Origin of the sequence: Stutzerimonas chloritidismutans AW-1 (genome assembly GCF_000495915.1) — a bacterium.
Classification (GTDB): Bacteria; Pseudomonadota; Gammaproteobacteria; order Pseudomonadales; family Pseudomonadaceae; genus Stutzerimonas; species Stutzerimonas chloritidismutans.
The window spans coordinates 90,516-107,580 of sequence record NZ_AOFQ01000006.1 but is presented as its reverse complement, the minus strand read 5'-3'; the positions used below and the strand labels follow the sequence as shown (position 1 = coordinate 107,580).

Here is a 17,065-nt window from a genome sequence, read left to right as displayed (position 1 = left end):
CGGCTCCGTTCGGAGGAGCGCCATTCAGTGGATCGCCATGGTGGACCGCCGACGCGCGATCCACCCTACAGGTCGCGCGGTTCAGCGACCCTGGCAGGCGTCGACCCGTAGCCAGCGTTCCAGCAGCTTGAAGCCCTGCATCAGGATGAAGGCGATCAGCAGGTAGATCAGGCCGGCGGTGAGGAACATTTCCTCGTGCAGGTAGGTGCGGGCGGCGATCTTGCGCGCCATGCCGGTCAGTTCCAGCAGAGTGATGGTGCTGGCCAGGGCGCTGGCCTTGAGCATCAGGATCACTTCGTTGCTGTAAGCCGGCAGGCCGATACGCGTGGCGCGCGGCAGGATGATGTGCAGCAGTGCCTGGGCGCGTGACATGCCGAGCGCCCGTGCGGCTTCGACTTCACCCGGCGGCACGTTCTGGATCGCACCACGGATGATCTCGGCGATATAGGCGGCTGTGTGCAGCGTCATGGTGATGATCGCGCACCAGTACGGGTCACGCAGAAACGGCCAGAGCGCGCTTTGGCGCACCACCTCGAACTGCGCCATGCCGTAGTAAACCAGGAACAGTTGCACCAGCAGCGGGGTGCCGCGGAAGAAGAAGATGTAACCATAGGGCAGCGCGCGCACTGCCAAGTGCCGCGATGAGCGGGCAATGCCCAGGGGCACGGCGAGGATCAGCCCGGCGACGACCGAAACGCCGACCAGTTGCAGCGTCAGCCAGGCGCCTTCGATGAAGCTCGGCAGCCACTTGATGAAGATTTCCCAGGTCATGCTGCGCTCCGCACGAAGCCGCGGCCGGCACGTTTTTCAAGAAAGTGCATGCCGATCATGGCGACGATGGTCAGGCACAGGTAGATGAAGGCCGCGACCAGGAAGAAGGTGAAGGGCTCCTTGCTGGCGGTCACGGCGATCTGCGAGCGGCGCATGATCTCTTCCAGGCCGATGACGGATACCAATGCCGTGTCCTTCATCAGGATCATGAACAGATTGCCCAGACCCGGCAGCGCCAGGCGCCACATCTGCGGCAGGATCAGCCGCGTGAAGATCCGCCGTTTGCCCAGGCCCAGGGCCAGGCCAGCCTCACGGTGTCCCTTGGGAATGGCCAGCAGCGCCCCGCGGAAGACTTCGGTGGCGTAGGCGCCGAAGCACAGACCAAGGGCGATGGTGCCGGCGGCGAACGGGCTGAGGGCCAGGTTCTCGATGCCGAACAGCTCGCCGATACCGCGAATCAGGCTGATGGTGCCGAAATAGATCAGCAGTACCCAGAGCAGTTCGGGTACGCCGCGCACGATGGTTGAGTAGGTGCCGCCGAGCCAGCGCAGCGCGCTGTAGGGCGAGGTCTTGGCGAGAGCGCCGAGCAGACCGAGCACGCCGAGCAGCCCGCCCCCCAGCCCCAGCGCCAGGGAAGCGAGGGCCAGTTGGATGGTCATCCAGGTGCCGGCGATAAGCGCCGGACCGAATCCGTGAAGGTCAGGAATCATAGAAGCTCAAACACCGAAGCCCGGTCGGCCAGTTTCAGGCGACCGGGCTTCGGCTCGGTTGGATCAGTAAATGCTGAACGGGAAGTACTTGTCGTTGATCTGCTTGTAGGTGCCGTCAGCGATGATCTCGGCCAGCGCCTTGTTCAGCTTCTCACGCAGCTCGTCGTTGCCCTTGCGCACGGCGATGGCGATCTTGTCATCATCGAATACCGGTTCGCCCTTGAACTCGAAGCCCTTGCCAGCATCGCTCTTGAGCCATTCCCACTGCACGAAGGTGTCGGCCAGGATGCCGTCGACGCGGCCGGAGGCCAGGTCCAGATAGGCGTTTTCTTGAGTGTCGTAGAGCTTGATGTCGACCACGCCGTCCAGGTTGTCTTCCAGCCAGGTACCGGCGATGGTCGCGCGCTGGGCGCCGATGACCTTGCCGTCCAGGTAGTCCTTGTCGGTCTTGAAGTCGGTGGACTTGGGCGCCACGAACTGCAGCTTGTTGGTGTAGTAGTGGTCGGTGAAATCGACGGCGTTCTTGCGCTCTTCGGTCACCGACATCGAGGCGGCGAGGAAGTCGAACTTGCCGGCGTTCAGCGCCGGGATGATGCCGTCCCAGTCCGAGGTGACCACTTCGCACTCGGTCTGCATCTTGGCGCAGAGGGCATGGGCGATGTCGAGGTCGAAACCGACCACCTTGCCGCTGGCATCGATCAGGTTGAAGGGCGGGTAGGCGCCTTCGGTACCAATCCGTAGTTTTTCCGCGGCGAATGCCTGGGTGCCGATGATCAACGATGCAGCAGCGGTCAGCAGGATCTTCTTATAGCTCTTCATGCGGTGTTGCTCCATTAGCGATGGCTGGACATGAATTGTTTACAGCGCGCCGATTGAGGATTGTCAAATACCTGCTCGGGCGTTCCTTGCTCCTCGACCAGGCCCTGGTGGAGGAATACCACTTCGCTGGATACCTGCTTGGCGAAATTCATCTCATGGGTGACGAGCAGCATGGTGCGGCCTTCTTCGGCGAGCGACCGGATCACTGCAAGCACTTCTTGTACCATTTCCGGATCGAGCGCCGAGGTGGGCTCGTCGAAGAGGATCACTTTTGGCTGCATCGCCAGCGTCCGCGCAATGGCCGCGCGCTGCTGTTGACCGCCGGACAGCTGATTGGGATAGACGTGGCGCTTGTCGGCGATGCCGACCTTGGCCAACAGCGCCTCTGCCACCTCGGTGGCTTCGGCCTTGCTCTGGCCGAGCACGCGGCGCGGTGCCTCGATGATGTTGTCGAGGATGGTCATGTGCGGCCAGAGGTTGAAGTTCTGGAACACGAAACCCAGTTCGCTGCGAATCCGATTGAGCTGCTTGCCGTCGGCGGCGACCAGGTCGCCCTGCTTGTCGCGCTTGAGCTTGAGCTGCTCGCCGGCCACCAGAATCTCGCCCTCGTGGGGGTTTTCCAGCAGGTTGATGCAGCGCAGAAAGGTGGATTTTCCGGAGCCTGAAGAGCCGAGGATGGAAATCACATCGCCATCGCGGGCGGTCAGCGAAATGCCTTTGAGAACTTCCAGATCGCCGTAGCGCTTGTGCAGATTGCGGATTTCCAGTGCAGGGATGGCCTCGGCCATGAGGGGTCCTCTTACAGACCGGCGAAGGCCGCCATGGTCTAGATATCTGATGGTGCGCTCCGCGCGAACTGCTCGCCGTCCTGGCGAGGCGCAAACCTAGCATGCGATGCGGCATGCGCCAAGCGCGATGCGGCGTTGAGCGGTGTGACCAATCGGTCACGTTTCGCTGTCCGCCGATGCGCCCCTATCTATATAGATGAAATCGGCGCTGTACGCGCAGGCACACTCCGGTGCCTTGCGTAAACGGCAGGCTCGGTCCGCTTCCGTGCGGCCCGAAGCGGCCAGGTTCTCAGCTCGCTTCCGGCTTGGGCGTGTTTTGGTCGTCGGAGAGCATTTCGTCGTGCTCGGCCATCTTCCACGGCAAGCTGCCCGGCGAGATGTGCAAGAAGTGCAGGTACTTTTCGAACTGATCGAGTATGTCGCTGATGATGTCCGCCTGGTCGTATCCGTAGACGTCGTAATGCTGGCCGCCGCGGCGCAGGAACACCTCGGCACGGTAGTACTGCTCGTCGGCCTCCGGCCCTTCGGTCAGCGCGAACGCCGGCATGGCGTAACCGACCGCACGGATCTCGTAGATGAAGTCCACCTGGTCGTCCTTGATGACCTCCAGGTAGAGCCGCGAGTGGGCTTCATCGGTGTGCACTTCAGCAGCCCATTCCTGACCACTGAGTTCGCGCTGCACGCGGCGCATCGCCTTGAGCACCGTGGTGTTCATGAAGTCGTCGACCTGTTCCCTGCTGGGAAAGCTGACCATCCCCGCCAGGCGCTTCTTCCACAGGCCGGGACCGGCGTTGCTCGCCAGCCGGCTGCCCTGCATGTGGCTTTGCAGGCTGGTTTCGTGGTGGCCTTCGATCACCAGAGCGCGCCACATGCCCAGCGCGGCGATCATCATGATGATTGCGAAGGGCAGCGCGCTGGCGATGGTCATCGTCTGCAGCGCGCTGAGGCCGCCGGCGAGGAGCAGGGCGGACGCAACTACGCCCTCGATGCTGGCCCAGAACACACGCTGCCAGACCGGCGTGTGCAGCGCGCCGCCGGCGGCCAGCGAGTCGATGACCAGCGAGCCGGAGTCCGACGAGGTAACGAAGAAGGTGATGATCAGAACCACCGCCAGGAACGAGGCGATGGACGTCATCGGTAGCAGTTCGAACAGTTTGAACAGCGCGATGGCGTTGTCCGCCTGCACATCCGAGATCAGCGAGGTGTAGCCTTCGACCATGATCATGTGCAGCGCGGTGTCGCCGAATACCGAAAACCAGAGGAAGGTGAAGATGGTCGGTACGAACATCACGCCGAAGACGAACTGGCGAATGGTCCTGCCGCGGCTGATCTTGGCGATAAACAGGCCGACGAAGGGCGACCAGGCGATGGTCCAGCCGAAGATGAACAGCGTCCAGTTGCCGATCCAGTCGCTGCGGCTGTAGGCCTGCAGGTTGAAGGTGCGCTCGATGATGTTGTTCAGATAGCTGCCGGTGTTCTGCAGAAACGTTTCGAGGATGAAAATGGTAGGCCCGACCAGAAACACGAAGAGCATCAGGCCGATCGCCAGGATCATGTTCAACAGCGACAGGTTTTTCACGCCCTTGTCGAGGCCGGCGACCACCGAGCAGATCGCCAGGCCGGTGATGATCGCGATGGCGATGATCTGCACGTTGATGCTGATCGGTATCGACGGCCAGAGGTAGTTGATGCCCGCGTTGATCTGGGTGACGGACAGGCCCAGCGTGGTGGCGATGCCGAACAGCGTGCCGAGAATCGCGAAGACATCCACCACATGGCCGATCGGCCCGTAGATGCGTTCGCCGATGATCGGGTACAGCGCCGAGCGCATCGACAGCGGCAGGCCGTGGCGGAACGAGAAGTACGCCAGCACCAGACCGGTCAGTCCGTAGATGGCCCAGATATGAAAGCCCCAGTGGAAGAAGGCGATCTGCATGGCCTGCTTGGCCGCGTCGACGGTTTCCCCCGCACCGGCGGGCGGCGAGGCGTAGTGCAGTACGGGTTCGGCCACGCCGAAGAACAGCAGGGCAATGCCGTAGCCGGCGGAAAAGAGCATGGCGAACCAGGCCGGGAAGCTGTACTGCGGCTCGGCGTGGTCCGGGCCCAGCTTGATGCTGCCCCAGGGCGTCATCGCGATGCCGACGATGAACACCAGGAAAAAGGCTACCGAGAGCATGTAGAACCAGCCGAAGTTGGTCGTGATGAACGCCAGCGTCGAGCTGAACACCTCACCGGCCAGCTCCGGATTGCTGATGGTCCCGATCACCAGCAGCAGCGTGACGATCACGGCTGGAATGAACACGGGGAACAGGATGATGGCCTTGGGCATTTTCTTGGCGGCGTCCATGGGCGGTCAGCCTCCCTTTGCGAATGGGTGATGAGCGGGTTGTACGCGGCGAAACCTCCGGAGAGCCCGAACGCTGCCTCTGGGGTAGACGGCCCGAAGCGCCGAATGATTCAGCGAAAAGATGGGTTGGGTGTCGATTGACCGATAGCGCCGGTGCTAGAACGCGGGCTCCAGGCCATGGCGCCGTAGAATGGCCGCAACGCTGCCGTCGGCGATCAGCGCTTCGAGCGCGTCGTTGAAACGTTCGAATTCGGCTTCGCCGACCGCGGCGCGGGAAAGGCCGATCGCGTAGGAAACAGGTTGCAGCTCACCCGCCTCGTGAATGTCGGAATGCCCCTCCTGATCGATCAGGTGCCAGGCGACGTCCTGATTGACCACGGCGACGCCCTGTTCGCCGAACCTGCCGGCCTCCAGCATGCGCAGCAGCCGCCGGTTATCCGCCTCCAGGATCAGCGTCACGTCGCCGACCTCGGCCAGATGCTGGCCGAGCACGAAGGAGGTTCCGGAGGGCCCGTACACGGCGACGCTGCGTCCGGCCAGGTCCTCGGGGCGATGGAAGACGAAGCGGCTCGCCGAACGCGCATAGACCCCATAGCGGGAGGTGACCAGCATGCGAGTGAGGTGAAACGCGCGCTCGCGATCCGGTGAGCGGATCACGGTGAAGATCCCCTGCGCTTCACCGTCCTCGGCCAGCGCCAGTGCGCGTCGCCAGGGCAGCAGCTGCACCGGACAGTCGATCCGAAGTCGCGCGCAGACGGCTGCAACGATCTCGACGAAAGGCCCGGCTGCACGGTCCTCGGTGCCGGTGGCCGTCGTGGCATAGCTGAACGGCGGGAAGTCCTCGGTTACGAAGCGCAGCTCATCGGCCTGGCAATTGCCCATGAGTGCCAGGCCGACGACTATCGCAATCCATCGAGTGGGCATGCTGCAAGCTCCAGGCGATCGGCAGAGCGGCAATACGCTCCACGTCCTTGCAGGCTAGCGTGTCGCCGTCCGCGGCGCGACCCCCGAATCAGGGTAGCCAGCGCAGCAAGCCCGGTCGCCAGGTGAGGGTAAGGGTGACCGCTATAGCGGCGGCCGCCATCAGCAAGAACCAGAGCAGTACAGCAAAGCCTGGCCCCTCCACCGTCATCAGGGCCGTGGGCGCGCCAGCGCAGGAAATCGTGGCGACGCTGCGGCGTAGCCATCGCTCGCGTGCGGGCGCAGGTGCAGCTGATCGCCAGACCTTCTGGCGATGAGATTGCTGCAGCAGCGCGAGCTGGGCGAACGCCAGATAGCACAGGATAAAGACGCCCAACTGCGTGACTTCAGGCATTGGTAATGCGCCGGTTCAGGCGTCGTGCTGCAGCCAGCGCCAGAAGCGCCAGCAACATGAGCAACAGGTCCATGCCGGCAACCGCATAGCGCCCTTGCTGGAGGCTGTGCAGCAGATGATCGCCGGTGGTCAGCCAGTTCAGCAGCACCGCTGCCGGTGCGGCGACGCCGATGGCCAGCAATTGTCCGTGCCAGGCACCCGCGCCACGGATCAGCGCATGGGCCAGAGTCGACGCCCAGACCAGAAAGAACGCCCAGCCCTCAAGGGCGGCGCGGTCTATCTCGAAGCGGCCGACGTCGGCCGGCAACGCGCGATTGGCGATGAAGAAGCCAAGCGTGGCGAGGATCAGACCGCTGCAGCTGCAAACACAGATCGCATCCAGCAGGTGCGCGCCGGTATGCCCCTGCCGCTGGTGTCGGGCGCGGCGGGCGCCGGTCCAGAACAGCAGGCCGGTGGCGATCATTATCCAGCCGGACAACCCGCCCAGAAAATACAGCCAGCGCAGCGTCCAGTGTTCGAACTGAACGAAATGCAGGCCGCTGAAGAATCGCTGGATGGCGGCTACCGGCCCGGTCCGGTGATCGAGCAGGAGGGCTCCACTGCTGCCGTCGAAGGTCATGCGATCGACGTTCATGGTCACCTCGCGGGCAAAGCTACGGCGAACCTCCACGTATGCCTGGGCGTCTCCGGGGTGCCATACCCGCAGCATGTAGGGCTCATCACCCCAGGCTCCGCGTGCACGGTCGCGCATGGCGTCCAGTGAGGCCAGCGTCGCGGGCTCGGTGGATGCCTGCCGTGTGTAGTTGCCGAATGCCTCGGTGCTGAAGGCAGCCGGATTGCCCGGGTAGATTCGTTCGATGACCGTCGGAAAGTAGATGGCAAAGAAGATGATCAGACCGGATAGGCTGATCAGAAAATGAAACGGAAATGCGACGACGCCGGTCAGGTTGTGCAGATCCAGCGTGGCGCGTTGCGTGCTCTTGTGTGGCCTGAAGGTGAAGAACTCGCGAATAATCTTGCGATGGATCACCACGCCGGACACCAGCAACAGCAGCATGCCCATGCCGGCGATGCCCAGCAGCCAGTAGCCGACATTGCGCCAGCGCAGATGCAGGCTGTAGTGGAACGGAAAGAGGAACCCGGTGGCTGCCCAGCTGCCATGGTCCGGTAGCAGCTCGCCGCTGGCAGGATCGATGAAGCGGCGCGTCGATACGCCCTCGGCATTCGGGAACTCCAACTGGATGACCGGTGTGCGCTCGCTGGGCAGAGTGATGCTCCAGCGCGCCGCCGTGCCGGCCAGCCGCTGGGCATGCGGCACGACCAGGCGATCCAGGGAAAGATCGACAGGTGGTGAGCCGAGCCGCGTCGAAGGCAGCATCCAGCGGTCGATCTCGCGATCGAAGACCACCAGGCTGCCGGACCAGAAAACCGCCAGCAGCAGGCCGCCGAGCAGCACGCCGGTCCAGGTGTGCAGCCAGCTCAGCGAAGCACGAAATCCGTTCCCGGGCATCGTCAACCTGCACCAGCGATAAGCGGCCGCGCTGCCAGCGGGCCGAACTGCAGCGCCAGGTCGCTGGCGATGCCTAGCAGCAATAGCAGGCAGAGACGCCACAGCCGTGGTTCGACGAACGCCCAGAGCAGCAGGCCGAGGTAGATGACGAAACCCAGCATGCAGGCGATCAGCACCGCCTCGTGACCGGCCAGCCCGATTAGCTGCACCAACAACCGGGCGCTGGCCGAAGCCAGCGCTACGGTACAGGCGAAGCCGCCGCCGATGCCCGCAAGAACCCGCAGCGCGAGACTGGCGTAGTGGCGCCAGTCCATTTGGTGCTGTTGCCGCCCCTGTTTGGCCGCTGAGTGCATGTCTTAGAAGCTGACCTGATAGCCAAGGGTGAACGTCCGTCCACGACCATTGAAGACGCGCCCATTGCGGGTTGCGGGTGCGCCGGTGTTGGCGGCCTGCGAGTAGTAGGTCAGATAGTCCTCGTTGAACAGGTTCTCGATCCCCAGGCGGGCTTCGCCGACCGGCAGGCGATAACCGAGCGAGGCATCGACCAGGGTGTAGCCGTCGAAATCCAGGCCCGGCTGGTCAAAGCCCCGGCTGGCATAGTGGTTGGCCTGCAGCAGGCTGTGCAGCTTGTCGTTCCAGTTGGCCTGCCAGCTGATGCCGTAACGATCCGGCGAGATGTTCGCGCCATCGAGGTCGGTATCGACCTTGCCGTCGTCGTCTGTGTCGGACTGGCCGTTGACCTGGGCATACATCAGCTTCAGGCGGTGCGCCTTGTTGATCTGCCAGCCGCCGGTGAACTCGATGCCATCGATTTCGGTGCGCTCGCGGCGAACCTGATAGACCCCGCCCACGCTGTCCAGACGCGATCCGAGTTCGGCATCCGACTCGTAGTAACTGATCTCTGCGTCGAACGGGCCATGATTCAGGCGAAGGCCGATCTCGCGGTTTTCAGTAACCACCGGTTGCAGGTCGAGGAAGTTGTCGACGCTGGTGCCCGGCGTGCCGATGCCCCGCAGCACGCGACCGACATCCGGCATGCCGAATCCTTCCGAGTAGTTGGCGAACAGTTGCGCCCAGTCATTCATCTGCCAGACCAAGCCCGCGTTGTAGAGCGTTTCCTCGAACGTCGGGTTGCCGCCTTCCACATCGACGCTACCCACCGGCTTGGTCGAGGCAATGGTGCGGAAGCTGTCGACGTCGAGATCGGCGAACTCATGCCGCACACCGGCATGCAAGGTCAGCTGGTCGAGCGCGCGGATCTCGGCCTGGAGGAACGGCGCATAGTTGCGGAACACCGTTTCTGGCACCCATTCCCGATCAGTGAGGATCAGCTGCTGGCTGGTGGTGTCCTGCAGCACATCGAGTCCGCCGGTGAGCATCAGACGGTTGTCGAGCATGCCATCGCGGCTGATCGTCAGCTTGCCGCCGATCTTGTCCGACTCGTTCTGCGACTGATCGAACAGCGTTCCCGCCGGCGCGATGCTGGGGTCCTGGAAGGTGGCATTGGTGCCGCCACCGAAGCGGCCGCGGAATCGCTGGGTATAGAGCTGCAGGCCCAGCTCGTTGCCGTAGAGATCGGCATGCTTGTAGGACAGGCTGGTCGCGAGTACTTCGTTCTGCGGTGCCTTGCCCTGCGGGTCGCCCTTGCGCGAGGTCGCGGGTATCTCCGCGTCGGCGTCACCCGGCACGTTGACGTACTCGTGTTCGCCTTCGACTTCGTAGCGATTGACCATCAAACCGATGTTCTGATTGTCGTCCAGCCAGTAACCGAGCTTGAGCAGCAGATCGGTGCCGGTCGAATCCATCACGTCGCCCTGGGTGTCGTCGACGCCGATCAGATCGCCGTTGGCATCGTAGAACATGCCCTGGGTCTGCCAACTGGCGGCGGCGAGGTAATCGAGGTCACCCTGGGTGCCTTCCACCCGGTAATCGAGCTTGTAGCCCAGTCCCTCGGACTCGTAGTCGCCCGGCGCGGTGAAGCTGACGCCCGCGTGCTGACGCAGCTCGCCGCTTTCAGGACGGCGGGTGACATAGTTGATGATGCCGCCGGTAGCGCCCAGGCCGTGCTCGGCACTGGCGCCATGGATGACTTCGATGCGCTCGACCATCGACAGGTCGATCACATAACCGTCGCGCTGGCTGTCCCGAAGCGGCGTGGACTGTGGCACGCCGTCGATGAGGATCAGTGCCGAGCGGCCGCGAAAGGTCTCGCCGGCGCTGCTCATCTTCTGCCGGCTTGGCGAGTACGAGGGGATCAGGTTGCTCAGGATCGCGCCATGGTCCGAGGTGATCGCCAGTTGCTGCTCGATTTGCTCGCGGCTGATCACCGTGATTTTCTGTGGCGTCTTGCCCGCTTCGCTTCTGGCCCGTGTCGCACTGATCGTGACTGCTTCGAGCTCCGTCGCTTCATCTGCCGCATTGGCCGGCAGGGACGAGAGGGAAAGGGATGCAAGAGAGATAGACAAGCACAGGCTGGTTCTGCGAAACACGTGAAAGCTCCCGGTGTTGGATTTGTTCAGGGAGCGCGAATGTAAACTAAATGTAAATTACTTTCATTAAGCTTTGGCTGTTTTCCGCCGGCTATGGCCGTTCCGCCCGTTACCCACAGGGCTGAGCCTGCGGGCCGGGCTAGCGGCTCTGGCGCATCTGCTCGCGCCATTCCCATGGCGGTTGCTGTTCGGTCTTGTGCAATGACCACAGGCCGCGCCGGAACTCCCGGGCGACCGCCTCCAGATTGAGCAGCGAGCGGTCGTCAAGGTGACCGCGATACGCCCAGGCTGCGCCAGACCTGACCATCTCCGAATTGACGTCGATGTTGCCAACGCCGACTCGCGCGAGGGTCCGCCCCAGGTCATCGCGGCCCTTGACTACGAGCGTCACGTTCTTGCCGAAGATGTGGTCGGAGAGCGCTTGCCGGGCCTGGCTGCCGTAGGGTTGCTTGAGCTCCGGGGTGTCGATTTCCGCCAGCCGGACCCTGAACCGTTCACCCACGTTGGTCCGGCAGCTGAAGGTGTTGCCATCGGCGATGCCGATCACCCGGCAGTCGAACGATTCGGCGGAGGCAGGCATGGCAGTTATGAGCAGGGCGGCAAGCAGGTAGCGCAGCATGAGGGCATCCATGCGGTTCGGAGCGGGCGAGGGTAACAGGCTGGTCGCTGCCCTGATCGGCGCCAGGTCTCAGATGAACCGTCAGCGTTGGCGAAATGGCGGTCGATCACGCATGGCGAGAAATACGCCGAACCGTCGCCTTGCCATGGCGCGCGTAACGCTCAGAAGGCGGCTTCGAGTTGGTGCCGGCGCAGGATCTTCGGCACTGTGCCATCGGCTATTGCCGCGTCCAGCGCCTGCTCGAACGCTTCGAACTGTGCCGCGCTCACCGTCTTGCGCGAAAGACCGATGCCATAGCTGATCGGGCCCATTTCGCCAGCCTCGCGCACATCGGCAAGTCGCTCTTCCTCGATCAGGTGCCAGGCAACATCCTGATTGAGCACCGCCAGGCCGTCCACACCGAAGCGCCCGGACTGCAGCATGCGCAGCAGTCGGCGATTGTCGGTAGTCAGGTGCAGGCGTACGTCGGGCACCGACTTGAGGCGCTCGGACAGCACGTAAGAGGTGCCGGATGGGCCATAGACGCCAACCAGCCGGCCCGCCACATCACCTGGTTGGTTGAAGACGAAGCTGCTCTCGGCCTGGGCGAAAACACTGTAGCGAGAAGTGACCAGCATCCGGCTGATGTGGAACATCTGCTCGCGCTGCGGTGAAGGTGTCAGTGTGAATATTCCGTCCACCTGTCCCTGTTCGGCCAGGCGGAATGCGCGCTGCCAGGGATACAGTGTGATCGTGCATTGGTGCTGCAAGCGTGCGCAGATCGCATGTACCACCTCTACAAACGGGCCGGCCGCACCAACGCCTGCGGTTTCGCTGGCCGGGGCGTCAGCCGGATAGGTGAACGGCGGGAAGTCTTCGGTCACGAAACGCCACTGCGCCGCGCCTGCCGGGGCGGCGTTCGACAACAGCCATATCAGCAGAATCGAGAGAATCCTGTGCACCGTTCGGCTCCTTGCGCTTTGCGGCATTCCTTGGCAGTTCACGCGGCCGGGCAACATCCGGCTCTGGCCCGCCCAGTTAGCAGCAGCCTAGCGCAGAATGAAGTCGGAGCGATGAAGTGATAAGGCCTGGCCGTGCATGCGTGGCTTGCGGTTGTCCCGCGTGGCGTGGCGTGGCTGCCGCTCGGTATCCGAGCTTCAGCCGGTGAGCGGCTTGCGGAAGATCACAGGATGCCAGCGATGCTGGGAGGATGCTTCCGTGTGAATGCCGTCAAGCCATTCCGGAAGGCGGGGCTGGAGCGCAGCGCGCCGCTGGCACAAATCGCAGGCAATAAAAAACCCCAAGGAGGTTAATTTCGCTTGGGGTTTTTCGGTATTAGTGGTGCCCAGGGACGGAATCGAACCGCCGACACGGGGATTTTCAATCCCCTGCTCTACCGACTGAGCTACCTGGGCAACGGGGCGCTATTAGACGGATTTGGCTTTTACCTGTCAAGCGTGGTCCGGAAAAATATTTAATCCGGACGGGCGCTTAGCGCAGTCGACGGTCATTCGCTCGGCGGCACGTAGCCTTCGGCCTTGGCGTAATCTTCGCCGGAGAAGAACTTGTCCATCTCGCCCTGAAGGAACTTGCGGTCTTCGGCGTTCATCATGTTCAGCCGGCGTTCGTTGATCAGCATGGTCTGGTGCTTCTGCCAGTCGTCCCAGGCCTGTTTGGAAATGTTGTTGTAGATGTCCTCGCCTTTCTGGCCTGGAAACGGCGGGCGCTCGAGGCCGGGGAGTTCTTCGTTGTACTTGCGGCAGTTCACGGTGCGGGTCATGGGTTTTCTCCTGCATTCAATTCAGCGGCGGCGCGCTTGAGCAGTGTCTTTACTGGCGCGGCAAGGCCGAGGCGCGGCGGGGTGGCGAGGTTATACCAGAGCCAGTCGGCCTCGGCCACGGCGTCGGGCGCGGACTTGACCCTGATCAGCCAGGGTTCGATTGCCAGCTGGAAATGGCTGAAGGTGTGGGTCAGGCCGGGCAGTTCGCGGCGCTCCTCGAGCTGCAGCGCATGCCGCGCGGCCAATGGGTCGAGAGCGGCGAGGTCGTCCAGTTCCGGTAGGCTCCAGAGCCCGCCCCACAGGCCCGTCGACGGGCGCCGATAGAGCAGGATGGCGCCGTCGCGATTGGCCAGCAGCGGCATCAGTGTGCGTTTCTGCGGCAGCGCCTTACGTGGCTTGGGCACCGGGAAGTCGGTTTCTCGCCCGAGCAGATGGGCGCGGCAGCCGTCCTTGAGTGGACAGAGCAGGCAGCTCGGGCGGCTGCGGGTGCACAGCGTGGCGCCGAGATCCATCATCGCCTGGGTGTAATGGTTGACGCGCTGCTGCGGGGTGAAACGCTCAGCCACCTCCCACAGCTGGCGTGCCACCTTCGGCTCGCCGGGATAGCCGTCCTGCGCAACGTAGCGGGCCAGCACGCGCTTGACGTTGCCGTCGAGGATCGGCGCGCGCAGGCCCAGGCTGATGCTGGCGATGGCGCCGGCCGTGGAGCGGCCAATGCCCGGTAATTCGGCGAGCTGGTCGACATCCGCCGGAAACACGCCGCCGTATTCGGCCACGATGAGTTTGGCGGTCTTGTGCAGATTGCGTGCGCGACTGTAGTAGCCGAGCCCGGTCCACAGGTGCAGCACCTCATCTTCCTCGGCGGCGGCGAGCGCCTCGACGCTGGGCAGCGCCTCCATGAAGCGGTCGAAGTAACCGAGCACGGTGCTGACCTGGGTCTGCTGCAGCATGATCTCCGACACCCACACCCGGTACGGCGTGATGTTCTGCTGCCAGGGCAGATCCTTGCGGCCGTGGCGGTCGAACCAGTCGAGGACCGCCGCGCCGAACTGCTCGGGGCTCATCGGTTGAACAGGCCTTTGAGCGCGTCCTTGAGCTCGGGGCTGACCTTGTCGCCGAGCTTCTCTTCGATTTTCTCGTTGAGCTTCTCGCCGGCCAGTCGCGCCGCGACTTTGCCCAGGGCGTCGTTGTCGAAGCGGCAGGCCTTGGCGCCCAGCTCCAGCGGGCCGCGGCAGCGCAGCGGCCATTCGATGCCGACGTAGCGCTCGTTGACCTGGCAGGCCGGGTCCGGCATGGCGCCCTTGTCGCCTTCGATGACGATGCCGACGCGGTAGTCCATGCCCAGCACGCGCAGATCGACATCGCCGTTACCGTTGACGGTCAGGCCCGGAATGCTGGCCTTGAGGTCGGGGTTGCTGGCCACGCCGTTGCGCAGCGTCAGGTTGCCTTTGAGTTCGCGGAACGGCGTGTCCTTGCTGCGTGGGTCGCTGGCGAGCGGCTTGCGATTGAGCGTGGCGATGGCGCGGCACAGCTGCTGCTCGAGGTTGGCATCGACCAGCACGCCGTTGTCGATGATGAAGCCGACCTTGCCGTTGAGGTTGTCGATCCAGGCCTTCTCGCTGTTGCCCTGTGTGCGCAGGTCGGCATCCAGGTTGAGCAGCCCCTTGACCACCACGTCCTCACCTTGGCTTTCCAGCAAGCGCTCGACCGGCACGCCATTGAAACGGTTCTGCACGGTCAGTAATGGCAATGCCGGGCGCACGTCGAGGCTGGCCGAGCCGTCCAGGCGGCCGCCATACAGTCCGCCGCGCACTTCCTGCAGGGTCAGCAGGCCGTTGCGGGTACGAGCCTTGAGGTTGAAGCCGTCCAGCGGGATCTTCATTGCGGTCAGGCTGCCGATGGCCAGGTTGATCTCGGTGTCGAGCTTGCGCAGCTGATCCACCGGCAACACTGAGGCCTCGCTCCAGGCCTGTTGGGTCGGCGCGTTGGGCAATGGTGTGGTGCCGCTGCCGATCGCGCTGGCCTGGGTGCTCTTGACCTCGCTCTTGCGCGCTGCCTCGGCCGCCTGCTCCTTGCTCGGCGGCGGTAGGTAGCGGTCCAGATCGAAGCGGTCGCCCTTGAGGTCGACGCGTAGCGCCTGGCGGGCGAAGTCGCTGACGGCGAGGCGGCCGGTGAAGGTGCTGTCGTCGAGCTTCAGAGTCAGCTCTTCCAGCGCCAGGCTGTTCGGCGTACCGCTCAGACGACTGACCAGTTCGGCCTTGCTCAGTGCGGCAGCGTCAGCCATGGCCGGCAGCTGCTGGCCGGTGCCCTGAAGGAATTCACGCAGGTTGAATTGCGCGACGGTCATCGCGCCGCTGATCTTTGGTTCCTTGTCCAGATCGCGTGCCTTCAGCTCGCCCAGCCCGCGCAGCTGGTTGGCGGTGAACTTGAGGCTGTTCCATTCGGCGATCTGCGCGGCGAGATCGACCAGCAGCTGGCCCTGGGCGCTGAAGGTCAGTGTCTGCCCTTGCAGCGGCTCGCCGGAAGCCTCGCCGGACAGGCGCATGTCTTCGAACTGGTAGCGCTTGAGCTGGTTGTCGAAACGCAGCGCGCCCTGCAGTTCGGTGCGCGCGCGCATCACCGGCTTGTTGCTGCCGAAGAAGGCGTTGAGCTTGAGCGGGATCGGACTGCCTTCGCGGATCGCGCCGGTCGTGAGCTCGATGCTTTCGGCGCTGTACTGTTGGCCGGTCTTGGCGTCGTGGTAGGTGACCCGTGCGTCGCTGACGGTCAGGCTGTCGATGTCCAGGGTCAATGGCTTGCTGCGCGAAGCGGGAGCTTCATCCGGTTCGGCCGGTGGTTCGCTAGCCTCGGCGGTTGGCGCTGGTTGTTCTGCCTGCTTGGCCGGCTGGCCGACGCCTTCCCAGTTGCCGCGGCCCTGTTCGTCACGGCTCAAGGTCAGGTTGAGGCCGTTGACGGTGATGTCGCTCATTTGCACTTCGCGGCTCAGCAGCGGCATCACCCGCACCGACAGGCCGAGCATGCGCAGGTCGGCGAAAGGCTGCTCGGGCGTCTGCGCACTGGCCAGGGTGGTTTCGTGCAGCTCCAGACCGAGCCAGGGGAACAGGCTCCAGCCGATGTCACCTTTGATGTCCAGTTCGAGGCCGGCCTTGCTGCGTGCCAGGTCGCGGATCTCGTCCTTGTAGTCGTTGGGATCGAATAGGTGGGTCAGGGCGAAGCCCGCCGCCACGACGATCAGCAACAGCCCGAGAAAGACCAGACCCAGGATTTTGCCGAGCGATTTCATGGACGAGTCCTTGTAGATGAACGATCTGAAAAGTGCCGAGTATAGCCCCGTGCCTGCACTTGTCGGGAACGCGGTCGGCGTTGGAGTGCCGTTGCGGGTGCGGGTTCCGCAGCTGGCCGCGGCGGGCGGCAAGCGCGCCCCGTCGGCGGATCAGGCAGGGCGCAGCGGATATCGCGTGGGCGACTTAGAGCGAATCCAGCGGCAGATGCGTTCGCGCAGCCAGGGCGCTGGCTTCCAGATGACCGGCGGGTGCGGCCAGGCGCAACGGCTTGCCGGCTTCACTGGCCAGCCGTTGGGTTTCTTCGAGCAGCCGGCGGCCGACGCCGCGCTTGCGGGTGACCTTACGTACGCAAAGGTGCGACAGGCGCCAGGCTTCGTCGCCGCGCCGCAGCAGGGCGGCGCCGAGCAGACGGTCATTGAACCGGCCTGCGATCAGGCTGCCATCGGCCAGCGCCGCCTCAATCAGCGCTTCGGCGCTGTCATAGGGCGTCAGCAGCCATTCGGGGGCGTCGGCGTAGATTTTCGCCAGATCGGTTAAATCCTGCGGGCTGGGCTGGGTGACGGATTCGACGTAGACGGGCATGGCGACCTTGCGACGGCTGAGCAGAAGTGCTGGCAAGGATACGCCGAACCGCCGCCAGCGCACGAGACGGCG

Annotated in this window: 16 protein-coding genes and 1 tRNA gene; all 17 read right to left on the bottom strand. The window is 63.8% G+C overall.

Annotated elements, in window-relative coordinates:
* Positions 1-81: 81 nt before the first annotated feature.
* A complete protein-coding gene (locus F753_RS27970; protein WP_023444042.1) occupies positions 82-771 on the bottom strand; it encodes an ABC transporter permease in 690 nt (229 codons plus the stop codon).
* Positions 768-1,481, bottom strand: a complete 714-nt coding sequence (locus F753_RS27965) for an ABC transporter permease (protein ID WP_023444041.1) — start codon at positions 1,479-1,481, stop codon at positions 768-770. Before F753_RS27965 ends, F753_RS27970 begins: the two co-directional genes overlap by 4 nt.
* A 63-nt stretch (positions 1,482-1,544) precedes the next feature.
* On the bottom strand, positions 1,545-2,300 hold the full coding sequence (locus F753_RS27960; protein WP_023444040.1) for an ABC transporter substrate-binding protein: 756 nt from the start codon (positions 2,298-2,300) through the stop codon (positions 1,545-1,547).
* A 14-nt stretch (positions 2,301-2,314) separates the two neighbouring features.
* Positions 2,315-3,088 (bottom strand): ABC transporter ATP-binding protein, encoded by a 774-nt coding sequence (locus tag F753_RS27955; protein WP_003281313.1) that lies wholly within the window; start codon positions 3,086-3,088, stop codon positions 2,315-2,317.
* A gap of 289 nt (positions 3,089-3,377) precedes the next feature.
* A complete protein-coding gene (locus F753_RS27950) occupies positions 3,378-5,435 on the bottom strand; it encodes a BCCT family transporter (RefSeq protein WP_023444039.1) in 2,058 nt (685 codons plus the stop codon).
* A 156-nt stretch (positions 5,436-5,591) separates the two neighbouring features.
* The gene (locus F753_RS27945) at positions 5,592-6,359 is read right to left on the bottom strand and encodes a substrate-binding periplasmic protein (protein WP_023444038.1); all 768 of its coding nucleotides are present in this window, start codon (positions 6,357-6,359) and stop codon (positions 5,592-5,594) included.
* Between the two features lie 88 nt (positions 6,360-6,447).
* A complete protein-coding gene (locus F753_RS27940) occupies positions 6,448-6,750 on the bottom strand; it encodes a DUF3325 domain-containing protein (RefSeq protein ID WP_023444037.1) in 303 nt (100 codons plus the stop codon).
* Positions 6,743-8,260, bottom strand: a complete 1,518-nt coding sequence (locus F753_RS27935; protein ID WP_023444036.1) for a PepSY-associated TM helix domain-containing protein — start codon at positions 8,258-8,260, stop codon at positions 6,743-6,745. The genes F753_RS27940 and F753_RS27935 overlap by 8 nt, the downstream gene beginning before the upstream one ends.
* A 2-nt stretch (positions 8,261-8,262) precedes the next feature.
* The gene (locus tag F753_RS27930) at positions 8,263-8,574 is read right to left on the bottom strand and encodes a hypothetical protein (protein WP_023444035.1); all 312 of its coding nucleotides are present in this window, start codon (positions 8,572-8,574) and stop codon (positions 8,263-8,265) included.
* Between the two features lie 42 nt (positions 8,575-8,616).
* Positions 8,617-10,725, bottom strand: coding sequence for a TonB-dependent receptor (locus tag F753_RS27925; protein ID WP_245218617.1), 2,109 nt, complete (start codon positions 10,723-10,725; stop codon positions 8,617-8,619).
* A gap of 163 nt (positions 10,726-10,888) precedes the next feature.
* Positions 10,889-11,368 (bottom strand): thermonuclease family protein, encoded by a 480-nt coding sequence (locus tag F753_RS27920; RefSeq protein WP_023444033.1) that lies wholly within the window; start codon positions 11,366-11,368, stop codon positions 10,889-10,891.
* A gap of 161 nt (positions 11,369-11,529) precedes the next feature.
* Complete coding sequence (locus F753_RS27915) at positions 11,530-12,336, bottom strand: substrate-binding periplasmic protein (RefSeq protein ID WP_031297178.1); 807 nt, start codon at positions 12,334-12,336, stop codon at positions 11,530-11,532.
* Between the two features lie 350 nt (positions 12,337-12,686).
* Positions 12,687-12,762: transfer RNA gene (locus F753_RS27910), tRNA-Phe, on the bottom strand.
* Positions 12,763-12,854: 92 nt separating this feature from the next.
* Positions 12,855-13,127: an oxidative damage protection protein gene (locus F753_RS27905; RefSeq protein ID WP_003280779.1), complete on the bottom strand. Its 273-nt coding sequence runs from the start codon at positions 13,125-13,127 to the stop codon at positions 12,855-12,857.
* Complete coding sequence (mutY, locus tag F753_RS27900) at positions 13,124-14,191, bottom strand: A/G-specific adenine glycosylase (protein ID WP_023444031.1); 1,068 nt, start codon at positions 14,189-14,191, stop codon at positions 13,124-13,126. Before mutY ends, F753_RS27905 begins: the two co-directional genes overlap by 4 nt.
* Positions 14,188-16,410: an AsmA family protein gene (locus F753_RS27895; protein ID WP_023444030.1), complete on the bottom strand. Its 2,223-nt coding sequence runs from the start codon at positions 16,408-16,410 to the stop codon at positions 14,188-14,190. The genes mutY and F753_RS27895 overlap by 4 nt, the downstream gene beginning before the upstream one ends.
* Before the next feature lie 184 nt (positions 16,411-16,594).
* On the bottom strand, positions 16,595-16,993 hold the full coding sequence (panM, locus tag F753_RS27890) for an aspartate 1-decarboxylase autocleavage activator PanM (protein ID WP_031297175.1): 399 nt from the start codon (positions 16,991-16,993) through the stop codon (positions 16,595-16,597).
* Between the last annotated feature and the right edge of the window lie 72 nt (positions 16,994-17,065).

What these genes read in the sequence shown, in the direction of transcription:
- F753_RS27970 (WP_023444042.1), bottom strand. Translation starts at nt 771, where the DNA reads ATGACCTGGGAAATCTTCATCAAGTGGCTGCCGAGCTTCATCGAAGGC.
- F753_RS27965 (WP_023444041.1), bottom strand. Translation starts at nt 1,481, where the DNA reads ATGATTCCTGACCTTCACGGATTCGGTCCGGCGCTTATCGCCGGCACC.
- F753_RS27960 (WP_023444040.1), bottom strand. Translation starts at nt 2,300, where the DNA reads ATGAAGAGCTATAAGAAGATCCTGCTGACCGCTGCTGCATCGTTGATC.
- F753_RS27955 (WP_003281313.1), bottom strand. Translation starts at nt 3,088, where the DNA reads ATGGCCGAGGCCATCCCTGCACTGGAAATCCGCAATCTGCACAAGCGC.
- F753_RS27950 (WP_023444039.1), bottom strand. Translation starts at nt 5,435, where the DNA reads ATGGACGCCGCCAAGAAAATGCCCAAGGCCATCATCCTGTTCCCCGTG.
- F753_RS27945 (WP_023444038.1), bottom strand. Translation starts at nt 6,359, where the DNA reads ATGCCCACTCGATGGATTGCGATAGTCGTCGGCCTGGCACTCATGGGC.
- F753_RS27940 (WP_023444037.1), bottom strand. Translation starts at nt 6,750, where the DNA reads ATGCCTGAAGTCACGCAGTTGGGCGTCTTTATCCTGTGCTATCTGGCG.
- F753_RS27935 (WP_023444036.1), bottom strand. Translation starts at nt 8,260, where the DNA reads ATGCCCGGGAACGGATTTCGTGCTTCGCTGAGCTGGCTGCACACCTGG.
- F753_RS27930 (WP_023444035.1), bottom strand. Translation starts at nt 8,574, where the DNA reads ATGGACTGGCGCCACTACGCCAGTCTCGCGCTGCGGGTTCTTGCGGGC.
- F753_RS27920 (WP_023444033.1), bottom strand. Translation starts at nt 11,368, where the DNA reads ATGCTGCGCTACCTGCTTGCCGCCCTGCTCATAACTGCCATGCCTGCC.
- F753_RS27915 (WP_031297178.1), bottom strand. Translation starts at nt 12,336, where the DNA reads ATGCCGCAAAGCGCAAGGAGCCGAACGGTGCACAGGATTCTCTCGATT.
- F753_RS27905 (WP_003280779.1), bottom strand. Translation starts at nt 13,127, where the DNA reads ATGACCCGCACCGTGAACTGCCGCAAGTACAACGAAGAACTCCCCGGC.
- mutY (WP_023444031.1), bottom strand. Translation starts at nt 14,191, where the DNA reads ATGAGCCCCGAGCAGTTCGGCGCGGCGGTCCTCGACTGGTTCGACCGC.
- F753_RS27895 (WP_023444030.1), bottom strand. Translation starts at nt 16,410, where the DNA reads ATGAAATCGCTCGGCAAAATCCTGGGTCTGGTCTTTCTCGGGCTGTTG.
- panM (WP_031297175.1), bottom strand. Translation starts at nt 16,993, where the DNA reads ATGCCCGTCTACGTCGAATCCGTCACCCAGCCCAGCCCGCAGGATTTA.